21 protein-coding genes are annotated in these 19,318 nt (G+C 44.9%); 13 read left to right on the forward strand and 8 right to left on the reverse strand.

The genetic code is table 11. The features are described 5' to 3' along the window. Positions 1 to 16 precede the first annotated feature (16 nt). From csdA to R7F64_RS17025, 4 genes are all read right to left on the reverse strand, one after another. Entirely contained in the window at positions 17 to 1,228 is a 1,212-nt protein-coding gene (csdA, locus tag R7F64_RS17010; RefSeq protein ID WP_062730471.1) for a cysteine desulfurase CsdA, read from the reverse strand. Continuing rightward, positions 1,228 to 1,827, reverse strand: a complete 600-nt coding sequence (locus R7F64_RS17015; RefSeq protein ID WP_006742560.1) for a DJ-1 family glyoxalase III — start codon at positions 1,825 to 1,827, stop codon at positions 1,228 to 1,230. Before R7F64_RS17015 ends, csdA begins: the two co-directional genes overlap by 1 nt. Beyond that, positions 1,824 to 2,714 carry a 2-dehydropantoate 2-reductase gene (panE, locus tag R7F64_RS17020; RefSeq protein WP_053349833.1) on the reverse strand — a complete coding sequence of 297 codons (891 nt, stop codon included), beginning with the start codon at positions 2,712 to 2,714 and terminating at the stop codon, positions 1,824 to 1,826. The genes R7F64_RS17015 and panE overlap by 4 nt, the downstream gene beginning before the upstream one ends. Positions 2,715 to 2,822: 108 nt before the next feature. Then, the gene (locus tag R7F64_RS17025; RefSeq protein ID WP_005385292.1) at positions 2,823 to 3,620 is read right to left on the reverse strand and encodes an outer membrane protein OmpK; all 798 of its coding nucleotides are present in this window, start codon (positions 3,618 to 3,620) and stop codon (positions 2,823 to 2,825) included. A 323-nt stretch (positions 3,621 to 3,943) separates the two neighbouring features. Between R7F64_RS17025 and R7F64_RS17030 the strand changes: the two genes are divergently transcribed. From R7F64_RS17030 to R7F64_RS17045, 4 genes are read left to right on the forward strand one after another with little or no spacing between them, the layout of a single operon-like run. Then, positions 3,944 to 4,540, forward strand: a complete 597-nt coding sequence (locus R7F64_RS17030) for an LON peptidase substrate-binding domain-containing protein (RefSeq protein WP_005380253.1) — start codon at positions 3,944 to 3,946, stop codon at positions 4,538 to 4,540. After that, positions 4,537 to 5,895, forward strand: coding sequence for a DUF4397 domain-containing protein (locus R7F64_RS17035; protein WP_213970988.1), 1,359 nt, complete (start codon positions 4,537 to 4,539; stop codon positions 5,893 to 5,895). The genes R7F64_RS17030 and R7F64_RS17035 overlap by 4 nt, the downstream gene beginning before the upstream one ends. A 44-nt stretch (positions 5,896 to 5,939) precedes the next feature. Then, on the forward strand, positions 5,940 to 6,524 hold the full coding sequence (locus R7F64_RS17040) for an RNA polymerase sigma factor (RefSeq protein WP_005380255.1): 585 nt from the start codon (positions 5,940 to 5,942) through the stop codon (positions 6,522 to 6,524). After that, complete coding sequence (locus R7F64_RS17045) at positions 6,521 to 7,180, forward strand: ChrR family anti-sigma-E factor (protein WP_005380256.1); 660 nt, start codon at positions 6,521 to 6,523, stop codon at positions 7,178 to 7,180. Before R7F64_RS17040 ends, R7F64_RS17045 begins: the two co-directional genes overlap by 4 nt. Positions 7,181 to 7,243: 63 nt before the next feature. Here R7F64_RS17045 and R7F64_RS17050 read toward each other — a convergent pair whose 3' ends face one another. The 4 genes from R7F64_RS17050 to R7F64_RS17065 all read right to left on the reverse strand — a co-directional run bounded on the left by R7F64_RS17050 (position 7,244) and on the right by R7F64_RS17065 (position 10,969). Then, on the reverse strand, positions 7,244 to 8,596 hold the full coding sequence (locus R7F64_RS17050) for an AmpG family muropeptide MFS transporter (RefSeq protein WP_005380257.1): 1,353 nt from the start codon (positions 8,594 to 8,596) through the stop codon (positions 7,244 to 7,246). Between the two features lie 71 nt (positions 8,597 to 8,667). Continuing rightward, on the reverse strand, positions 8,668 to 9,213 hold the full coding sequence (locus R7F64_RS17055; protein WP_005380258.1) for a peptidylprolyl isomerase: 546 nt from the start codon (positions 9,211 to 9,213) through the stop codon (positions 8,668 to 8,670). Further along, positions 9,213 to 9,782: a YajG family lipoprotein gene (locus R7F64_RS17060; RefSeq protein WP_005380259.1), complete on the reverse strand. Its 570-nt coding sequence runs from the start codon at positions 9,780 to 9,782 to the stop codon at positions 9,213 to 9,215. The genes R7F64_RS17055 and R7F64_RS17060 overlap by 1 nt, the downstream gene beginning before the upstream one ends. Positions 9,783 to 9,814: 32 nt before the next feature. Beyond that, a complete protein-coding gene (locus tag R7F64_RS17065) occupies positions 9,815 to 10,969 on the reverse strand; it encodes a methyltransferase (RefSeq protein ID WP_005380260.1) in 1,155 nt (384 codons plus the stop codon). Positions 10,970 to 11,212: 243 nt separating this feature from the next. Between R7F64_RS17065 and bolA the strand changes: the two genes are divergently transcribed. The 9 genes from bolA to nqrM all read left to right on the forward strand — a co-directional run bounded on the left by bolA (position 11,213) and on the right by nqrM (position 19,256). Then, positions 11,213 to 11,521, forward strand: a complete 309-nt coding sequence (bolA, locus tag R7F64_RS17070) for a transcriptional regulator BolA (RefSeq protein WP_005380262.1) — start codon at positions 11,213 to 11,215, stop codon at positions 11,519 to 11,521. Positions 11,522 to 11,994: 473 nt separating this feature from the next. Then, positions 11,995 to 13,335: a Na(+)-translocating NADH-quinone reductase subunit A gene (locus R7F64_RS17075; protein WP_005380264.1), complete on the forward strand. Its 1,341-nt coding sequence runs from the start codon at positions 11,995 to 11,997 to the stop codon at positions 13,333 to 13,335. Positions 13,336 to 13,340: 5 nt separating this feature from the next. Next, positions 13,341 to 14,585 (forward strand): NADH:ubiquinone reductase (Na(+)-transporting) subunit B, encoded by a 1,245-nt coding sequence (locus tag R7F64_RS17080; protein ID WP_005380265.1) that lies wholly within the window; start codon positions 13,341 to 13,343, stop codon positions 14,583 to 14,585. Continuing rightward, entirely contained in the window at positions 14,575 to 15,345 is a 771-nt protein-coding gene (locus tag R7F64_RS17085) for a Na(+)-translocating NADH-quinone reductase subunit C (protein WP_005380267.1), read from the forward strand. Before R7F64_RS17080 ends, R7F64_RS17085 begins: the two co-directional genes overlap by 11 nt. Further along, the gene (locus R7F64_RS17090) at positions 15,345 to 15,977 is read left to right on the forward strand and encodes an NADH:ubiquinone reductase (Na(+)-transporting) subunit D (RefSeq protein ID WP_005380269.1); all 633 of its coding nucleotides are present in this window, start codon (positions 15,345 to 15,347) and stop codon (positions 15,975 to 15,977) included. Before R7F64_RS17085 ends, R7F64_RS17090 begins: the two co-directional genes overlap by 1 nt. A 7-nt stretch (positions 15,978 to 15,984) precedes the next feature. Further along, positions 15,985 to 16,581 (forward strand): NADH:ubiquinone reductase (Na(+)-transporting) subunit E, encoded by a 597-nt coding sequence (gene nqrE, locus R7F64_RS17095; protein ID WP_005380270.1) that lies wholly within the window; start codon positions 15,985 to 15,987, stop codon positions 16,579 to 16,581. A gap of 33 nt (positions 16,582 to 16,614) precedes the next feature. Beyond that, the gene (nqrF, locus tag R7F64_RS17100) at positions 16,615 to 17,838 is read left to right on the forward strand and encodes an NADH:ubiquinone reductase (Na(+)-transporting) subunit F (protein WP_005380271.1); all 1,224 of its coding nucleotides are present in this window, start codon (positions 16,615 to 16,617) and stop codon (positions 17,836 to 17,838) included. A gap of 157 nt (positions 17,839 to 17,995) precedes the next feature. Beyond that, positions 17,996 to 19,000 (forward strand): FAD:protein FMN transferase, encoded by a 1,005-nt coding sequence (locus tag R7F64_RS17105; RefSeq protein WP_213964423.1) that lies wholly within the window; start codon positions 17,996 to 17,998, stop codon positions 18,998 to 19,000. A 22-nt stretch (positions 19,001 to 19,022) separates the two neighbouring features. Next, positions 19,023 to 19,256: a (Na+)-NQR maturation NqrM gene (gene nqrM / locus R7F64_RS17110; RefSeq protein ID WP_005380273.1), complete on the forward strand. Its 234-nt coding sequence runs from the start codon at positions 19,023 to 19,025 to the stop codon at positions 19,254 to 19,256. Positions 19,257 to 19,318: the final 62 nt, after the last annotated feature.

Consider the following 19,318-nt stretch of genomic DNA (forward strand, 5'->3'; position numbering starts at 1 on the left):
AATCAAACCGTTGGCGTTATAGCATGTCGACGGCTTTTTCTACGGCGGCGATGAGTCTTTCCACATCGTTCGTCGTGTTATAAATACCAAAAGAGACGCGTACCGTGCCTTTCACATTTAGCGCATCCATCAATGGGTGAGCGCAGTGGTGTCCTGCTCGTACCGCAATGCCTTGTTGATCGAGCAGCGTCGCAATATCTTGGTGATGAACGCCGTCCATGACGAACGTCAGTACAGAGGCATTCGGTTGATAGCCTAGAATATGAATGTCATCCAAAGCGCTTAGTGCTTGGTAGGCCTTATCCTGAAGCGCATGGAGATGAGTCTCTACTTCGTGATGGTCAAAACCTTGGTACCACTCAATGGCTTTAGCTAGAGCAATCGCGCCCGCAACGTTTGGTGTGCCCGCTTCAAATTTTCCAGGAAGTGCAGAAAACGTCGTTTTTTCGAAAGAAACGCGTTCAACCATTTTACCGCCGCCGTGCCATGGTGGCATGGCTTCCAAAAGTTCAAGCTTGCCGTATAAAACCCCAATGCCTGCTGGTGCATAAAGTTTGTGACCTGAGAAAACGTAGAAATCGATATCTGATGTCGATAAATCAAGTTGCTCATGTACGATGCCTTGCGCGCCATCAACTACAACAACCGCGCCAACGTTGTGCGCCAGTTCAGTGATTTTTTCGATAGGTTGGCGTGTGCCTGTTACGTTGGTTATTTGTGTGCAAGCAACAAGTTTACAGCGGTCAGACAGAAGCGCCTCAAATGCACTGATGTCGAACTGGCAATCTGATGTCATCGGAACTTTAATGACTTTAGCACCCGTTTGCTCTGCCACGATTTGCCAGGGCACGATGTTGGCGTGGTGCTCCATCTCGCTAATCAAGATCTCATCACCTGGTTGTAACGTGCTACGGGCGTAGGTTTGAGCAATTAAGTTCAGTGCTTCGGTTGCGCCCCGTGTCCAAATGATCTCTTTAGAGCTGTTTGCACCAATAAAGCTTGCCACTCGTTCTCGTGCCGCTTCAAATTGGCTGGTGGCATTAGCCGTTAAACTATGGCTGCCACGGTGAACATTGGCATTTTGCGCACTGTAGTAATGACTGATGACATTAATCACACATTGCGGTTTTTGCGTTGTCGCTGCGCTATCTAGATACACTAAGGGCGTATCGTTGACGGATTGGTTTAGAGCAGGAAATTGCTCGCGTACAGCATTTACGTCAAACATTATTCTTCACCAAGCTTGTGGTAGTGCAGAGTAGGCAGAGGGATCATTGGTTCAGCAACTGACCATGCGTGTTTTTTACCTGAGAGTTGAATGATTACTTCCATCGCGAACTCTAAAGCTGTACCCGGACCTTGACTGGTGATCAGGTTGTGGTTGATATCAAAGGTCACGCGTTTGCTGCGCCACTTCTCTTCCGGGATATGTGACTGAAAGCTCGGGTGACAGGTCATCAGTGATTGTGGGAAAAGATCATGGTGTTGCAATACCAACGCCGGTGCTGCGCAGATAGCAGCGACCAATTTTCCCTCGTAGATGTGCTGCTTAAGGATTTCTATCATCACCGTGCTATCACGAAAAATTTCTGCACCACCAACACCACCAGAAAGCGCTATGGCGTCAAACTCATCATCAGCGATATCGACTAGCTTACAATCGGCAGTTAGTGTGACTCCGCGAGAAGCTTTCATCGTCAATGAGCCATCAAAAGCAGCACTCGCTACTGTAACGTCATAACCCGCGCGAACCATCATGTCGATAACGGTGACGGCTTCCATTTCTTCGGTGCCCGGAGCGATTGGCACTAAGATTTTCTTACTCATTGTTCTGTCCAGCTTTGTTCTATTTGTTTGATGCGTTGGTAAAGTTTTAAATTCTCAGGCGTATTGATGCGATGTTTCTCGGCAGCCTTTAACAAGTGTCCGGTTATAAAATCAATTTCCGTTCGACGCTGATGGAATACGTCTTGTCTCATTGAAGAATAGTTCTCAGCTGTGGCGTTCACCACTTGCATTACCGTATCGAAAAGAGAGCGAAACTCGATAGCAATACCTTCTTTACTCATTACTTCAACCAGTTCTTGAGTGATGCTTTCGAGTTGTATCTTAAACTCGGGCTGCGCAAGCTCACCATTCTTACACTGGTGAATCGCAGTCAGTGGGTTAATCGCGCAGTTGATCGCTAACTTAGTCCATAACGCAGATTGGATGTGTGGATTCCAAATGGCCTCTGGAAGGGCATGATGCATAACATCTTGCAGAAAAGCGCACTGCATTCCTTTGTCATTATAACCACCCACTTGCGTTGTTCCGTGACCGGTATGCAGTACGTGTTGGTTATCTGGTTTGTATGCGCCGTGCGTCGTTGTGGCGAGCACGATAGGATTGTTTGGCAGAGCCTTCTCCACGCCAGAGGCGGTACCCATACCATTGTGCATCAGCATGATAATCGTGTCTGCGTTGATATGAGGCAGTAAAGGCTGAATGGCGTCTTCCATTTGCCAAGCTTTTACCGTGATCAAAATGAGATCTGCTTTATTTACGGAGGAAATATCTTGATTACTGAATACGATTGCGGGTGTGTCATCCAACTGAAGTGATTGTTGGCTTTCAGAACTTCTTCCCCACAATGAAACATTGTGCCCGGCAAGCTTAAATTTTGTTGCCCAGAGTGAGCCCACCGCACCTGGACCGAGGATAAGGATATTCACCAAACGCTCTCATTAAAAAGGTTTGCTGCAAGGATAATGAGGGAAAAAAGGAAAGCAAATAAAAATGGCGCCGAAAGGCGCCATTTTTGAGCAAACTTAGTGGTTCAATTAGAACTTGTAAGTTACAGCAAGGTAGTGGCCAAAGCCAGTTGACTTGAACCCATCAGTATCTTTGATACCGTACACGTCTTTGTAACCTTTTAGACCGTAACCCACTGCGAAGCGGTCTGAGTGCCAGTAGATACCGTTGAACATTGCACCACCGTTTGACGCGGTTGAACCAAACTTGTTACCAGCATCATCATCCATACCGAATTGGTAATCGATGTAGCCTTGGTAAGAAATGAATGAACCGTTCTCGAAGAAGTAGAATGGTTTGAACCAGTTAGTCGAGATTTGGAAACCGTTCCAATCCTTTTTGTTGCCGTCGTAAGTGCCGTATAGGTTAACACCAACTTTACCAAACCAAGGAACCATTACGTCAGAACCTAGACCGATTTTTTGAGAGTTAACACCAGAGTTACCACCCCACTCGATTAGAGTTGCAACGTATAGCTCTTGAACTGGACCGAAAGATAGGTCTTTACCAGTTACCGCATCTAGAGACATACGTGGAGCGAATTTCATAAAGATCTTCTCTGCGCCAGCTTTGTCGCTACCTGGATCAGAAGTTAGGTTGAATACATCAACGTAGCCGTAAAGGTCGAAGATACCAGAGCGGCCGCCGAATTCCATTTCTAGGTAGTCGTGTGAAGACTCACCTGGAAGTTCGTCAAATGCACCCATTAGGTTAAATTGCATCCACTTGTAATCGTTTTTGTGAATATCGCCGTCAGAGTAATCTGCCGCCATAACTGGAGCTGAAGTAGCCGCTAGAAGGCTAAGAGCTAAAAGTGATTTACGCATAAGGGGACTCTCTATGTTTGTAATGATTCAGAACACGCAATCTGTGCTGCGCTTTCCAATTGGCGGGAATAATAGCGATAAAAATCCCAAATGAAAGTGATAAAGGGTGCAAAATGAAACGTTTTTGGTGAGTTGCATCACGAAATTATCTTTATTTACGGAACTTTTTGTTTGTTGCATTTTATTGCAATAAATGTGTGATTTAGATCGTTTGCGTGAGCGATTTTATGACTTTTTAAGCCAGTCGATTAACCAACATAAATCGTTAGTGATCGGAGTGATAAGGGATTCGTATGTATCCGTGAATCAAAGAGGACGTTTGAATGAAAGAAGTCATGTTATTCCCACTCACTTCAGTTGTACTCCCTGAAGGTAAAATGAATCTGCGCATTTTTGAGCCACGATATAAGCGAATGGTAAAGGAATGCAGCCTACAAAATGTGGGTTTTGGAGTTTGCCTAGTAGGAAGTGAAGGTGACCCTAAAGACGTGGGTAACGTTTCATCTATCGGAACTTTGGTCAGGATTGTTGATTTTGAAACACTCAGTGATGGTCTTCTTGGTATTACAGTCGCTGGTGAGAAACGCTTTGTTGTCAAACGAGTTCGTGCAGATGCGGACGGCTTACGCCATGCAGAGGTCGAATGGTTAGACAATTGGCAACATCCAGACAACTCACCAGATTTCTTCTATTTAAGCCAGCAGTTATCCCATGTTTATGAAGAGTTTCCTCAACTTGGAAACCTCTACCAGCATCGTTTTTACGATGACTCAGCTTGGGTGACCCAGCGCTGGCTTGAATTACTTCCTTTAGACTGCAATCTGTTCGAACAGCTCGTTGGCGCAGAGAACTGCATTCCTGCGTTGCAATTTCTGACAGAAGCCATAGAAGCCCCGACTAACAAAGAGGCAAGGATATGAAAGGATTTGGCAGAGCTGCGCTAACTATGGTGGCGGCATTAGGACTGGCGGCGTGTGGCTCCGACAGTGACACTATCGAGTATTCCAATTTACAAGCAGTGCACGCGTCTTCTGACGCGCCGCTTGCAAATGTGTGGATCAACGATAAACCATCATTAACGAATGTTGATTATGGTGTGGGATCTGGCTACGTTAAATTGCGAGAGGGGATGAATTCGATTCAGGTCGATGTTCAGCTCCCAGGTAATGAAACCGCGACCGTAATACCTAAAACAGAACTAGATCTTGATTCCGACCTCAATTATAACGTGTTCGTTGTTGGCGATGCCGATGGTTCGCCAAACCCAGTTGAGCCTTTAGTTGTGACTCGCAGCGCCGATTCAATGGCTGATGCCAATAGTCTAGATGTTCAAGTTGTTCATGCAGCTTCAGGCGTTCCTGCTGTTGATCTTTATGTCACTGAGCCAGGTGTTGCTCTTGCTAGCGCGACTCCAATAACTAACCTTGCTTACAAAGCTTCTACCGACGTATTGAACATCCCAGCTGGTGAGTATCAAGTTCGACTTGCCGTAGGAGACAGCGTTGCTTTTGACTCCGGCACAGTACCTCTTGCGGCTAATTCCAACTTGACGATTGTCGCTATCGGCACAGGAGATTCGAATAGCACGTCACCTGTCAAACTCTTGGTGTTGGACGGTTCGGGCTCTTCTATAATTGAAGATATGGGCAGCCAAGCTGAAGTAAGAGTCGGACACCTTGTCGATGGAGCGCCAGTCGTCGATGTTAACGTTAACGGGGCGGCCTTCGCTCCTCTTGCCGACTTAGCGTTCAAAGAGATTCGTGGTTATTTGGATCTTGCTGCTGGCGCTTACGATATTGACGTTTACGTGGATGGCACAACAACCAATCCGATCATAGATGTTGACGGGTTAATGGTTGCAGGTGGAATGGATTACAGTGTTTATGCAGTCGGTGTTGTTAGCCCAGCGATTGATATCGAAGCTCTGGTTGTTGAAGATATGAGACGCGCTGTGGCGACTAGCGCGACATTGAATGTGACACACGCTGCGGCTAATCCTATAGCGGAAATGGTGGATATTTACCTCACTACGAGTGCAGGAATAGATGGAAGTGATCCAACTATTGCTAATTTTGCGTATAAAAATAGCGTACAAGGATTATATGTCGCTGAAGGTACATATTATGTAACGGTAACAGTGGCTGGTAACCCAAGTATTGTTGCGGTTGACTCAGCACCAGTCAATGTAATGAACGGTGTTGTGTACCAAGTCGTTGCCATTGATGATGGGAACAACGGTGGTTTCAACTTGTTGGTCGATGACGTGACCGATTAGGACGAATGGGAGGAGGAGACTCCTCCCACAAATTAAGGCCGATTATGATGAGTGATAGCCCGAAAAAACTGGGGCGCAGTGATTGGAACGATTACATGGATAAAGTGAAGGCTCGAGACAAAGATGCGTTCGCTTTTGTATTCCGTTTTTACGCACCCAAGCTGAAGCAATTCGCTTACAAACATGTTGGTAATGAGCAAGTTGCTATGGAGATGGTGCAAGAGACCATGGCGACAGTTTGGCAGAAAGCGCACCTCTATGATGGTGAAAAGAGCGCGTTATCGACTTGGATATATACCATAATCCGAAACCTTTGTTTTGATTTGCTGAGAAAACAGAAAGGTAAGGAATTACACATTCATTCTGATGACATTTGGCCGTCAGAGTATTATCCACCTGATCTTGTTGATCACTATTCACCAGAACAAGATATGTTGAAAGAACAGGTGGTTAAGTTTTTAGATATATTACCGAAAAACCAGAGAGATGTTTTACAAGCGGTATATCTTGAAGAGCTACCTCATCAACAGGTCGCGGAATTATTTGATATACCCCTCGGTACTGTAAAATCCAGGCTGAGGCTTGCAGTAGAAAAGCTAAGGCATTCAATGCATACGGAGCAACTATGAACAAACACCCAGATAACAGCTTGTTAGAAGCATACGCTTCGGGAAGCATTGATGCGGTTTCTGGTCTTGTGGTCGCAACCCATTTAGAAACATGCACCAAGTGCCGAGCTTATGTGAACCAAGTCGAAGCAAGTCAAGCGAACATCGTAAGTGACATACCTTCTGAGTATGTTTCTGAATTTGACGACATGTTTAATGACATCATCAATGCGGAGCCAGCGACTGATAATATCGTGATCCGCGACTCTGCTGCTGTTAATGTCGCAGGAAAAAGTTTCGCTCTTCCTAAAACTCTAGCGCGTTTCTCTGACCTCGTAGGGTCATGGAGAAGTTACGGAGGCAAGGTTTTTAGTGCTCAGATTGACCTAGGGGAAGACGCTCGTGTCAGCTTAATGTACATCGGGGAAGATGTGCAAATTCCTCAACATACGCACAAAGGCCTGGAGTCTACATTGATCCTGCATGGCGGATTTAGTGACGAGGATGGCCAATATGAAGAGGGCGATTTGATGATTAGAGACGCATCAGTGAAGCACAGCCCTTACACTAAGGCCGGAGAAGACTGCTTGTGTTTAACCGTATTGACTGAGCCGATGATCTTTACTCAAGGCGTGGCACGTATATTTAATATGTTTGGTAAAGGGTTATACCCATAGACCTCTTATCTTATATCTCGCAAAACAAAAACCACCGAATTCGGTGGTTTTTTATATGTTTCGTTAATGCTTGTGACGTGCTTTTTCCAATAGAGCATCAAAGTAATGTCGTAGCGAGTACAACATAATCAAGCTTGGCACGACCATGACAGCGGTAAGCACGAAGAATGTGCTCCAATCATTAAGATAATCCACTAGCTCGCCACTGAAAGAAGCAAGAGTCGTCCGTCCGAAGTTTCCTAGAGAAGCAAGCAACGCATACTGAGTTGCCGAAAATGCTTGTCCGGTTAGAATCGTCAAAAATGAAACAAAAGCGACAGTTGAGAAAGCAGTCGTAAAGTTATCGACAATAATCGTGGCTAAGTACAAGTGCTCGTTTGGGCCTACCGAAGCAATCCAAGCAAACATCAAGTTACTGGCAGACATAGCAATACCACCGATCATTAATCCACGTACAATACCAAACCTAACGTTGAACATGCTTCCGACAAAAGTAAAGAAGATGGTGGCTCCCCAACCAATCAGTTTGGAGTAATAGCCAATTTGTTCATTGCTAAAACCAATATCTTTGTAGAACGCGATCGACATCCTGCCCAAAAACGCTTCGCCAATTTTAAATAGGAAAACGAACAGCAACAGAGTAATCGCGACACGGACACCATTGCGATTAAAGAAATCAAGGAAAGGTTCCACAACAGTCACGGTAAACCAAGCTACGACTTTCGAACCAACCACTTCTTTGTGGCGTTGTTCAGCGGCAGACTGAAGTTGTTCGCGTTGAGTCTTAGGTTCACCGACTAAAATCGTAAAGACCATTAGAATGCCGACTATCACCGCCATCCCGTAATACACACCATTCCAACCGACACTGTCAGCATTAACAAACGCTAAATAACCCGGTAGTGAATAACCTGTCCACCAGCCAATGACCGCCATTGCAGAAGCTTGAGGCAGTTTAGACTCTTCTGACTTTGGGAAAGTATCAATACGAAAAGCATCAATTGCGATGTCTTGTGTCGCTGAAGCCGTTGCAATACACAAGGCGAGTAGTGACGCAAACACCAAGTTTTCCGCTGGATTAACACCGGCAATAAATAGGGTAGCGACGAGTACGATACTTTGACAAAAGAAAATCCAGCTACGTCTTTGCCCCAGCAGTCTAAAGAGGACTGGCAGCTTCACGCGGTCAACCAGAGGTGCCCACAGAAAGTTGATCGCATAGACCGCAAAAACGCTACCAAAATAGCCAATTGCGGAGAGGGTCAAGCCGGCATCTTTTAGCCAACCTGACATGTTTGAACCGATAAGAACCCACGGAAAGCCGCTAGAGCAGCCCAGCATGAAAACCCACATGAGTCGTTTATCGAGGTAACTTTTTACCGTTTCCAACCAAGTGATGGAAGGTAATGAAGACATAAATCAATCCAATAAAATGAAGCCGTTGAAAGAGAAAGCCCTTCGATTATTCAAAGGGCTTATCGTTTTGGCTATTTAAGTAGTGTAGCTTTGGTGATGACGATTTGCGTCTCTGGTACATCACGCATTCGGCCTACCGTCGTGGTCGGCTGCTGAGCCATTTTCTGGATAACGTCGAACCCCTCAGTAACCTCACCAAATACAGCATAACCTGGTGGTCGAGCGCCATAGTTGAGAAAGTCATTGTCGACTAAGTTGACGAAAAACTGACGAGTTGCAGAGTTTGGTGCATTGGTTCGTGCCATGGCGATGGTAGCACGGTCATTGTTTAGACCATTATTTCCTTCGTTTTTGATTGGCGCGTATGTTTTCACCATCTGCATATCTTGGTTAAAGCCGCCACCTTGTGCCATGAAGCCTGGGATAATACGATGAAAAATAGTACCCTCGTAGCTCCCATCTTCTACATATTTTAGAAAATTAGCGACAGTGATAGGTGCTTTCTCTTCGTTTAACTCAACCGTAAATGAACCAAGTGTCGTTTCAAACGCTACTTTTGGTCCAGCCCAAACGCTGCAGCTGAGTAGTGCTAAGGACAGAATCGCTTTGCGTAACATTAGAAACGCTCCTGCATGTATTGACGAAGCTCAGGGTCATTGGCAATCTCTTTAAGCGTCAATGTCACCACATCATTCAATGTCTCTTCAATATCGGCATCAGAAGCACTCAATGTGCCAGATCGCTTTGCTGTACCTGTATAAGTTTTGACTAGCTTGCCCTCAGGTGTCTCTGCTGTGATTTCCAGCACAACTTTAGCATCCATCTCATTTTCCATCACCGAATGCTTCACGTTGACCAACGCTTCTTGAACGCTCAATTCAATCGCGTTGTTGCTGTTTAGATCCGCATGGAAACCTTGAGATGAGAATTGCTTCTCTAATGCTTCTTCTAACGCAATACGTAAATTCTGTTTAGCATGAAGAGGAAGAATGTTCGAACGGCCGTTATCCACCAACGCCACGTACTGCGCTGCACGTACATCTTTGCTGGTCAAACTGTAAGTCTTGCCTTGAACAATTGGATTGGTGCTCAATGTGCTTTCTGGCATCAGGTTCAGCTGAGGTTGTTGAGGGGCTGAACACGCAGCAAGCAACGCAACCGAAGCCGCAAGTACCAATTTTCTCATTTTATTATTCCTTTTAACTATTTTGCTAAAGCTTATTTTGCGCTTAATTTAGCAGGATTTTTTGTAGCCTGTAAAATCACAAACTTATTGTTGGAAGCGATAAGTTTCACATTTTTATCGCCAAACAGACGTTTGAGTTTTGCGTCGTACCCGAGGTGACGATTTCCGATAACCAGTAAACGGCCATTTTCACTTAATACTTGTTTAGCATCGCAGAACATTTGCCAAGCAATATGATCGGTGATTGCCTGTTGTTGATGAAACGGTGGATTACACATAACCATAGAGCTGCTGCTGTGTTTAAAACCGTCCAAGCAATTGTTCGCTATGCACTGTATGTCTCTATTTTCACCAAGGTTGTCGCGTAGGTTCTGTTTTGCCGACTCAAGCGCCATAAAGCTTTCATCAACACATGTTAGCCGAGCATTTGGATTCAACTGACCAAATTTAACAGACAGAACACCATTGCCGCAGCCGAGGTCGATGACATTGTCTATTGAAGGGTCTTGAGGCAGGTGCTGCAGCATAAAGCGTGCACCTAAATCTAAACTTTCTCCTGAATAGACATTTGGCATGTTCTTGAGTTCGATATCTTCGCCATCAACGCGCCAAGTCGTGAAAGGCATTACTTCAATCGTAGGCTCAACTGTTGCTTGAGAAAACACCAATCTGTGCTTTTTCCAGGCCAAAGATGTTTTTGTTTCGCCTAAGTATTTTTCAAACAGTTTTAGCGTCGAAGTATGAATGTCTTTCGCTTTATTGACTGCAATGACGGGGCAGGAAGCCGGTAGCGCCTTTCTTAATTGGCTTAGTATCCACACTAGATGGCGGTTACTTTTGGGCAGTTGCAGCAAGACGAGATCAATATTGGCAGGAACGAGGTCCATCGTGGTGGCAAACGCTACTTTATTGCACTGGTTTTGCTCGAGATTTTGCTGTGCACCTTTATGTGAGATGAATGAATCACTCATTAGCGTTACATGGTGCTTTTCCGAAAACCAGCAGGAGAGGGCACCAAAGCTGTCATTAATCACGAGGATGTTTTGATTGTCTGGCAAAGCAAGCTCTTCAACATGATTAATAAGATACTCATCACCGGCATCCCACGCTTGTAGCGTTTCGTTACTACGTTTTGGGAAACGATGAAGTGTTAAGCTTCGCTCGTGAAGGTTCAGTTCGGTTTTCATAGCTAAATGTAAGTTGATTTAGAAATTAAGTGTTATTGTCGCAAATGATGACGTGTCGAGATACAAAAAGCTGTCAAATTTTACGAGTTCAGTGATGGCTGCTCTTTAGACATGTTCGTGGAGTCAAGCGCCTTGAGACAATATGTCTACAAAGTGCGTCAATAATGAGAGTGACGTTTGAGTGATGCATGTCTGCTTTACTTAGGTATATACTTATGGAATTCGCATCAATGAGGAACGAATATGATCCAAGAAATCATAGAGAAGAAACTACACAGTGAGCTGCAACCCAGCTATCTCAAAGTCATTAATGAGAGCTACATGCATAATGTGCCACCAGGCTCAGAGAGTCATTTCAAAGTGATTGTTGTGAGTGATTCGTTCGCGGGACAGCGTTTGATTGGGCGCCATCGTCAAGTTCATCAAATTTTGGCAGATGAACTGGACAACCACATTCATGCATTAGCTATTCATACATATACTGATGAAGAGTGGAAGCGTGAACAAGATGGCGCCCCTGATAGCCCGATGTGTATGGGTGGTGGTCACTAAAAACGCAAGATATAAAGGTGCAGAGAAAGGTGGCTTAAGGCCATCTTTTTTCGTTTTACATTCTTTAGGGACGTTAACGTGGCACAAATTCTGGTTAAAAAATGTGTTAACAGTGTTTCAACAAATGAATGGAAATTGCAGAATATTTCAGGCGATGAATATCACTTTTCCATAAGATATGTATGGAATATGGCATTTGTGCGATGGGTCAAAGTTATGACTATTCTTTGACCTTTTAGACCTGATTCTACCGAAATAACCCCTCTATTCTAATGATTGATCATGGCATCAAGTTCCTAAAAAATGCTAGACTACGGCACCTGATAAATCTCGCGTATTCCTTGTGACGAGATTTTTAATAGGATGTTGCGATTTTGATGTTTAAAACAACATCAAAACCGGACACTGATGTCGTGTCTAAAAGTTACGCAATCAAAAGAATCTTTTTCCCGATAAAAGTAGTGCAAGTGCGTATGATTACAATAAAGAAGGGCTTGGATCTTCCTATCGCAGGAACTCCATCCCAGGTGATTAATGATGGTAAGACCATCAAAAAAGTCGCCTTGCTTGGCGAAGAGTACGTTGGCATGCGACCTACCATGCATGTCCGCGTTGGTGATGAAGTGAAAAAAGCGCAAGTTCTTTTTGAAGATAAAAAGAACCCAGGCGTGAAATTTACTGCACCAGCAGCCGGTAAAGTGATCGAAGTTAACCGTGGCGCTAAACGTGTCCTTCAATCTGTAGTGATTGAAGTGGCAGGTGAAGAGCAGGTGACATTTGATAAGTTCGAAGCCGCTCAACTTTCAGGTCTAGATCGTGAAGTGATCAAGACTCAGTTGGTTGACTCTGGCTTATGGACCGCTTTACGTACTCGTCCGTTTAGCAAGGTTCCTGCAATCGAGTCTTCTACTAAGGCTATTTTCGTAACTGCAATGGATACTAATCCACTAGCAGCTAAGCCTGAGTTGATCATTAATGAGCAACAAGAAGCATTCATTGCTGGTCTAGACATTCTTTCAGCCCTGACAGAAGGCAAGGTTTACGTATGTAAATCTGGCACTAGCTTGCCACGCTCTTCACAGTCTAACGTAGAAGAACACGTCTTCGATGGCCCTCACCCAGCAGGTCTTGCTGGCACCCACATGCATTTCCTATACCCAGTAAATGCAGAGAATGTGGCATGGAGCATCAACTACCAAGACGTTATCGCGTTCGGTAAGCTGTTCCTAACTGGTGAGCTATGCACAGATCGTGTTGTGTCTCTAGCTGGCCCAGTTGTGAATAACCCTCGTCTAGTTCGTACCGTAATGGGTGCAAGCTTAGATGACCTAACAGATAACGAGCTGATGCCTGGCGAAGTTCGTGTGATCTCTGGTTCAGTACTAACAGGTACACATGCAACTGGTCCACACGCATACCTTGGCCGTTACCATCAACAGGTTTCTGTATTACGTGAAGGCCGTGAAAAAGAACTATTTGGCTGGGCAATGCCTGGTAAGAATAAGTTCTCGGTAACTCGCTCTTTCCTTGGTCACGTATTCAAAGGTCAGTTGTTCAATATGACAACGACGACCAATGGTAGTGATCGTTCAATGGTTCCAATTGGCAACTACGAACGCGTAATGCCTCTAGATATGGAGCCTACTTTGCTGCTTCGTGATCTATGTGCCGGCGACACAGACAGTGCTCAAGCACTGGGTGCGCTTGAACTGGATGAAGAAGATCTAGCATTGTGTACCTTTGTATGTCCAGGTAAGTACGAGTACGGTACGTTACTTCGTGAATGCCTAGATACTATCGAGAAGGAAGGGTAATTTTCATGGCTCTTAAAAAGTTTCTTGAAGACATCGAGCATCATTTTGAGCCTGGTGGCAAACACGAAAAATGGTTTGCCCTGTACGAAGCTGTAGCAACAGTTTTTTACACCCCAGGTATCGTAACAAATAAAAGCTCGCACGTTCGTGATAGCGTTGACCTAAAACGTATCATGATCATGGTTTGGTTTGCGGTATTCCCAGCAATGTTCTGGGGTATGTACAACGCAGGTGGCCAAGCTATTGCAGCACTTAACCACATGTACGCTGGTGACCAACTAGCGACAGTTATCGCAGGTAACTGGCACTACTGGCTAACAGAAATGCTTGGCGGCACTATCGGTGCGGAAGCGGGTGTTGGCAGTAAGATGCTACTAGGTGCGACTTACTTCCTGCCAATCTACGCAACAGTATTTATTGTTGGTGGCTTCTGGGAAGTGTTGTTCTGTATGGTGCGTAAACACGAAGTTAACGAAGGTTTCTTTGTAACTTCTATCTTATTCGCACTTATCGTTCCACCAACGCTACCTCTATGGCAAGCGGCACTAGGTATCACATTTGGTGTTGTTGTAGCAAAAGAGATCTTCGGTGGTACAGGTCGTAACTTCCTTAACCCTGCACTTGCAGGTCGTGCATTTCTATTCTTCGCTTACCCAGCACAAATTTCGGGTGACGTAGTATGGACTGCAGCTGACGGCTTCTCTGGTGCAACTGCTCTTAGCCAATGGGCTCAAGGTGGTAACGGTGCTCTAGTTAACACAGTAACTGGCGCTCCTATCACTTGGATGGACGCGTTCATCGGTAACATCCCTGGCTCTATTGGTGAAGTATCGACTCTAGCTCTAATGATCGGTGCAGCGATGATCGTTTACATGCGAATCGCTTCATGGCGCATCATTGCGGGTGTGATGATCGGTATGATCGCAGTATCGACTCTGTTTAACGTGATCGGTTCTGACACTAATCCAATGTTTAATATGCCATGGCACTGGCACCTAGTTCTAGGTGGTTTTGCATTCGGTATGTTCTTCATGGCAACGGACCCAGTATCAGCGTCATTTACTAGCAAAGGTAAATGGTGGTACGGCATCCTGATTGGTGCAATGTGTGTGATGATCCGTGTAGTTAACCCAGCGTACCCAGAAGGTATGATGCTGGCGATTCTATTCGCGAACCTATTCGCACCTCTGTTCGACCATGTAGTGATTGAGAAGAACATCAAGCGGAGACTAGCACGCTATGGCAAGTAATAACGACAGCATTAAAAAGACGCTGGGTGTTGTTATCGGGTTGAGCCTTGTTTGTTCAATCATCGTATCAACAGCAGCAGTAGGTCTGCGTGATAAGCAAAAAGCTAACGCTGTCCTAGATAAGCAATCAAAGATCGTTGAAGTTGCAGGCATTGACGCAAACGGTAAGAAAGTACCAGAGCTATTTGCTGAGTACATCGAACCTCGTCTAGTAGACCTTGAAACAGGTAACTTTACTGAGGGTAATGCATCTACGTACGATCAACGTGAAGCATCAAAAGATGCAGAACGTTCAATCGCATTGACACCAGAAGAAGACGTAGCTGATATCCGTCGTCGCGCGAATACAGCAGTGGTGTACCTTGTAAAAGATCAAGATGAAGTCCAAAAAGTTATCCTGCCTATGCACGGTAAAGGACTATGGTCGATGATGTATGCCTTTGTAGCCGTTGAAACTGATGGTAACACTGTGTCTGCTATTACTTACTACGAGCAAGGTGAAACTCCTGGACTTGGTGGTGAAGTAGAGAACCCTTCATGGCGCGATCAATTCATTGGCAAGAAATTGTACAATGAAGATCACCAGCCAGCGATTAAGGTCGTGAAAGGCGGCGCACCGCAAGGTTCTGAGCACGGTGTTGATGGCCTATCAGGAGCGACGCTCACTAGTAATGGTGTTCAACACACATTTGACTTCTGGTTAGGTGATATGGGCTTTGGTCCTTTCCTAGCAAAAGTTCGTGACGGAGAACTTAACTAATGTCTAGTGCACAAAACGTTAAAAAGAGCATCCTAGCGCCAGTGTTGGATAACAACCCAATCGCGCTACAAGTTCTTGGTGTATGTTCTGCTCTTGCAGTAACAACTAAACTAGAAACAGCTTTTGTAATGACACTAGCGGTAACATTTGTAACTGCGTTGTCTAACTTCTCTGTTTCATTGATCCGTAACCACATTCCTAACAGTGTGCGTATCATCGTTCAGATGGCAATCATCGCATCGTTAGTAATCGTGGTAGACCAAGTGCTAAAAGCTTACCTATACGATATCTCTAAACAGCTATCTGTATTCGTTGGTCTGATTATCACTAACTGTATCGTAATGGGTCGTGCTGAAGCATTCGCAATGAAGTCTGCGCCAGTACCATCTCTTATTGACGGTATTGGTAACGGTCTAGGTTACGGCTTCGTTCTTATCACTGTAGGTTTCTTCCGTGAGCTATTTGGCTCAGGCAAACTATTTGGTCTAGAAGTTCTACCTCTAGTGAGCAACGGTGGTTGGTACCAGCCTAACGGCCTAATGCTACTAGCACCATCAGCATTCTTCCTAATCGGCTTCCTTATCTGGGTAATCCGTATTCTGAAACCAGAACAAGTAGAAGCGAAGGAGTAAGGACGTCATGGAACATTACATTAGTCTGTTAGTTAAATCGATTTTCATCGAAAACATGGCTCTGTCTTTCTTCCTAGGTATGTGTACTTTCCTTGCCGTATCTAAGAAGGTTAAGACCTCTTTCGGCCTAGGTGTTGCAGTTGTGGTAGTTCTGACTATCGCTGTTCCTGTGAACAACCTGGTATACAACCTAGTTCTTAGAGAGAACGCGTTAGTTGAGGGCGTGGACCTTAGCTTCCTAAACTTCATCACCTTTATCGGTGTAATTGCAGCACTTGTACAGATTCTAGAGATGGTCCTAGACCGTTTCTTCCCACCTTTGTACAACGCGCTAGGCATCTTCCTACCGCTGATCACAGTAAACTGTGCAATCTTCGGTGGTGTATCTTTCATGGTACAACGTGACTACAACTTTGCTGAATCGATCGTTTACGGTTTCGGCTCTGGTGTGGGCTGGATGCTAGCAATCGTTGCTCTTGCAGGTATCCGTGAGAAGATGAAGTACTCTGACGTACCTCCAGGTCTACGTGGTCTTGGTATCACATTTATCACTGTAGGTCTTATGGCGTTAGGCTTTATGTCTTTCTCTGGTGTTCAACTGTAAGTCGGGTAAACCGCAACAATTAAGGAATAGTCAATGGACATTATTCTTGGTGTAGTGATGTTTACTCTGATCGTACTAGCACTAGTACTAGTGATTCTTTTCGCTAAGTCTAAGCTTGTACCAACAGGTGACATTACAATTTCTGTGAACGATGACCCTTCTCTGGCGATCGTTACACAACCAGGTGGTAAGCTACTGAGTGCTCTAGCAGGTGCTGGCGTATTCGTATCTTCTGCTTGTGGTGGCGGTGGCTCATGTGGTCAGTGTCGCGTAAAAGTTAAATCAGGTGGTGGCGACATCCTACCAACCGAGCTTGACCATATTACTAAAGGTGAAGCGCGTGAAGGTGAGCGTCTAGCGTGTCAGGTTGCAATGAAAACTGACATGGATATCGAGCTTCCTGAAGAAATCTTCGGCGTTAAGAAGTGGGAATGTACTGTTATCTCTAACGATAACAAAGCGACATTCATCAAAGAGCTTAAGCTACAAATTCCAGATGGCGAATCAGTACCTTTCCGTGCTGGTGGTTACATCCAGATTGAAGCTCCTGCTCACCACGTGAAATACGCAGACTACGATATTCCTGAGGAATACCGTGAAGACTGGGAGAAGTTCAACCTTTTCCGTTACGAGTCTAAAGTTAATGAAGAGACCATTCGTGCATACTCTATGGCTAACTACCCAGAAGAGCACGGTATCATCATGCTTAACGTTCGTATCGCAACTCCGCCGCCGAACAACCCAGACGTACCACCAGGCATCATGTCTTCGTACATCTGGTCTCTAAAAGAAGGCGACAAGTGTACTATTTCTGGTCCATTTGGTGAGTTCTTTGCGAAGGATACAGATGCAGAAATGGTATTCGTTGGTGGTGGTGCTGGTATGGCTCCAATGCGCTCACACATCTTCGACCAACTTAAGCGTCTGCACTCTAAGCGTAAGATGTCTTTCTGGTACGGCGCACGTTCTAAGCGTGAAATGTTCTACGTAGAAGACTTCGATATGCTACAAGCTGAGAATGACAACTTCGTATGGCACTGTGCACTGTCTGATCCACTTCCAGAAGATAACTGGGATGGTTACACTGGCTTTATTCACAACGTTCTTTACGAGAACTACCTACGTGATCACGAAGCGCCAGAAGACTGTGAATACTACATGTGTGGTCCACCTATGATGAACGCTGCTGTAATCGGCATGCTAAAAGATCTAGGTGTAGAGGATGAAAACATCCTACTAGATGACTTCGGTGGTTAATTCCTCCAAGTGATTGAATCTATGGCTAGCTCTCCAAGAGAGCTAGCCATTATTTTTTATAGACATAAAACTGATACTCAACAGTTGATATAGGTAATCGGATTGAAAGGATTGATCCTATTTCCCATATCAATTCAACAACATTGGGAGTTAACAAGTGAAAAAGTGGCTTGTTGCATTTGCTTCTCTATTGATTTTGGCTGGCTGTGAGCAGCCTGCCGATCAAATTCATTTAAGTGGCCCTACCATGGGGACTTCTTACAACATCAAGTATATCGAGCAAGATGGTATTCCAACGCCAAAAGCGATGCAGACAGAAATTGAACGCTTATTGGAAGAGGTTAATGACCAAATGTCGACCTATCGTGACGACTCAGAGTTAAGTCGTTTTAATCAGCATCAAACGAGCGAGCCATTTACAGTTTCGACACAAACTGCAACGGTAGTGAAAGAAGCAATTCGCCTTAACGGTCTTACTTTAGGTGCATTGGATGTGACGGTCGGCCCTCTAGTTAACCTGTGGGGGTTTGGTCCAGAAGCTCGTCCAGATGTAGTTCCAACCGATGAAGAACTCGCTGCTCGCAAAGCAAATACCGGTATTCACCACCTATCTGTTGATGGTAATACACTGTCCAAAGACCTTCCTAACTTGTACGTCGACCTATCGACGATTGCGAAAGGTTGGGGGGTTGACGTGGTTGCTGACTACCTTCAATCTGAAGGGGTACAGAACTTTATGGTCGAAGTTGGCGGTGAAATGCGTCTCAAAGGTGTCAATCGTGAAGGTGTGCCTTGGCGTATCGCAATTGAAAAACCGACCGTTGATGAACGTTCAATTCAAGAAATTATTGAACCAGGCGACATGGCAATTGCAACAAGTGGTGACTATCGTAATTACTTTGAGAGTAATGGTGTGAGATACTCTCATATTATTAATCCACGAACAGGCAAACCAATTCATCATAAAGTGGTGTCTGTAACGGTATTAGATAAATCGTCGATGACTGCTGATGGTCTTGCAACTGGTCTTATGGTGCTAGGTGAAGACAAAGGCATGGCAATTGCGAACGAAAATAATATTCCTGTTTTCATGATTGTGAAAACGGAAGATGGTTTTAAAGAGTTGGCTTCGGAAGCATACAAGCCATTCATGAAGAAATAACAACAGAAGTGAGCATGTTTTTATGAATACATTTCTAATTACCTTTGCTGTGTTTGTCGCGGTAATCACTGCAATGGCTGTCGGATACATTTTCCAAAAGAAAGTCGTGAAAGGTAGCTGTGGTGGCTTAGGGGCAGTTGGCATCGAAAAAGTGTGTAATTGTCCAGAACCCTGCGATGCGCGTAAAAAACGTGAAGCGCGCGAGGCTGCGCGTGCTGAGAAATTGGCGGCGTGGGAAAAAGATAGAATTGCTTAGTATTGGTTAATCGTACTAAGAAAGTGATAAAGCTCAGCGTTCTGCTGAGCTTTATTTTTAGG

The organism is Vibrio sp. Vb1980, from assembly GCF_033338615.1.
Classification (GTDB): Bacteria; Pseudomonadota; Gammaproteobacteria; order Enterobacterales; family Vibrionaceae; genus Vibrio; species Vibrio alginolyticus.

What these genes read in the sequence shown, in the direction of transcription:
- csdA (WP_062730471.1), bottom strand. Translation starts at nt 1,228, where the DNA reads ATGTTTGACGTAAATGCTGTACGCGAGCAATTTCCTGCTCTAAACCAA.
- R7F64_RS17015 (WP_006742560.1), bottom strand. Translation starts at nt 1,827, where the DNA reads ATGAGTAAGAAAATCTTAGTGCCAATCGCTCCGGGCACCGAAGAAATG.
- R7F64_RS17025 (WP_005385292.1), bottom strand. Translation starts at nt 3,620, where the DNA reads ATGCGTAAATCACTTTTAGCTCTTAGCCTTCTAGCGGCTACTTCAGCT.
- R7F64_RS17030 (WP_005380253.1), top strand. Translation starts at nt 3,944, where the DNA reads ATGAAAGAAGTCATGTTATTCCCACTCACTTCAGTTGTACTCCCTGAA.
- R7F64_RS17035 (WP_213970988.1), top strand. Translation starts at nt 4,537, where the DNA reads ATGAAAGGATTTGGCAGAGCTGCGCTAACTATGGTGGCGGCATTAGGA.
- R7F64_RS17040 (WP_005380255.1), top strand. Translation starts at nt 5,940, where the DNA reads ATGATGAGTGATAGCCCGAAAAAACTGGGGCGCAGTGATTGGAACGAT.
- R7F64_RS17045 (WP_005380256.1), top strand. Translation starts at nt 6,521, where the DNA reads ATGAACAAACACCCAGATAACAGCTTGTTAGAAGCATACGCTTCGGGA.
- R7F64_RS17050 (WP_005380257.1), bottom strand. Translation starts at nt 8,596, where the DNA reads ATGTCTTCATTACCTTCCATCACTTGGTTGGAAACGGTAAAAAGTTAC.
- R7F64_RS17055 (WP_005380258.1), bottom strand. Translation starts at nt 9,213, where the DNA reads ATGTTACGCAAAGCGATTCTGTCCTTAGCACTACTCAGCTGCAGCGTT.
- R7F64_RS17060 (WP_005380259.1), bottom strand. Translation starts at nt 9,782, where the DNA reads ATGAGAAAATTGGTACTTGCGGCTTCGGTTGCGTTGCTTGCTGCGTGT.
- R7F64_RS17065 (WP_005380260.1), bottom strand. Translation starts at nt 10,969, where the DNA reads ATGAAAACCGAACTGAACCTTCACGAGCGAAGCTTAACACTTCATCGT.
- bolA (WP_005380262.1), top strand. Translation starts at nt 11,213, where the DNA reads ATGATCCAAGAAATCATAGAGAAGAAACTACACAGTGAGCTGCAACCC.
- R7F64_RS17075 (WP_005380264.1), top strand. Translation starts at nt 11,995, where the DNA reads ATGATTACAATAAAGAAGGGCTTGGATCTTCCTATCGCAGGAACTCCA.
- R7F64_RS17080 (WP_005380265.1), top strand. Translation starts at nt 13,341, where the DNA reads ATGGCTCTTAAAAAGTTTCTTGAAGACATCGAGCATCATTTTGAGCCT.
- R7F64_RS17085 (WP_005380267.1), top strand. Translation starts at nt 14,575, where the DNA reads ATGGCAAGTAATAACGACAGCATTAAAAAGACGCTGGGTGTTGTTATC.
- R7F64_RS17090 (WP_005380269.1), top strand. Translation starts at nt 15,345, where the DNA reads ATGTCTAGTGCACAAAACGTTAAAAAGAGCATCCTAGCGCCAGTGTTG.
- nqrE (WP_005380270.1), top strand. Translation starts at nt 15,985, where the DNA reads ATGGAACATTACATTAGTCTGTTAGTTAAATCGATTTTCATCGAAAAC.
- nqrF (WP_005380271.1), top strand. Translation starts at nt 16,615, where the DNA reads ATGGACATTATTCTTGGTGTAGTGATGTTTACTCTGATCGTACTAGCA.
- nqrM (WP_005380273.1), top strand. Translation starts at nt 19,023, where the DNA reads ATGAATACATTTCTAATTACCTTTGCTGTGTTTGTCGCGGTAATCACT.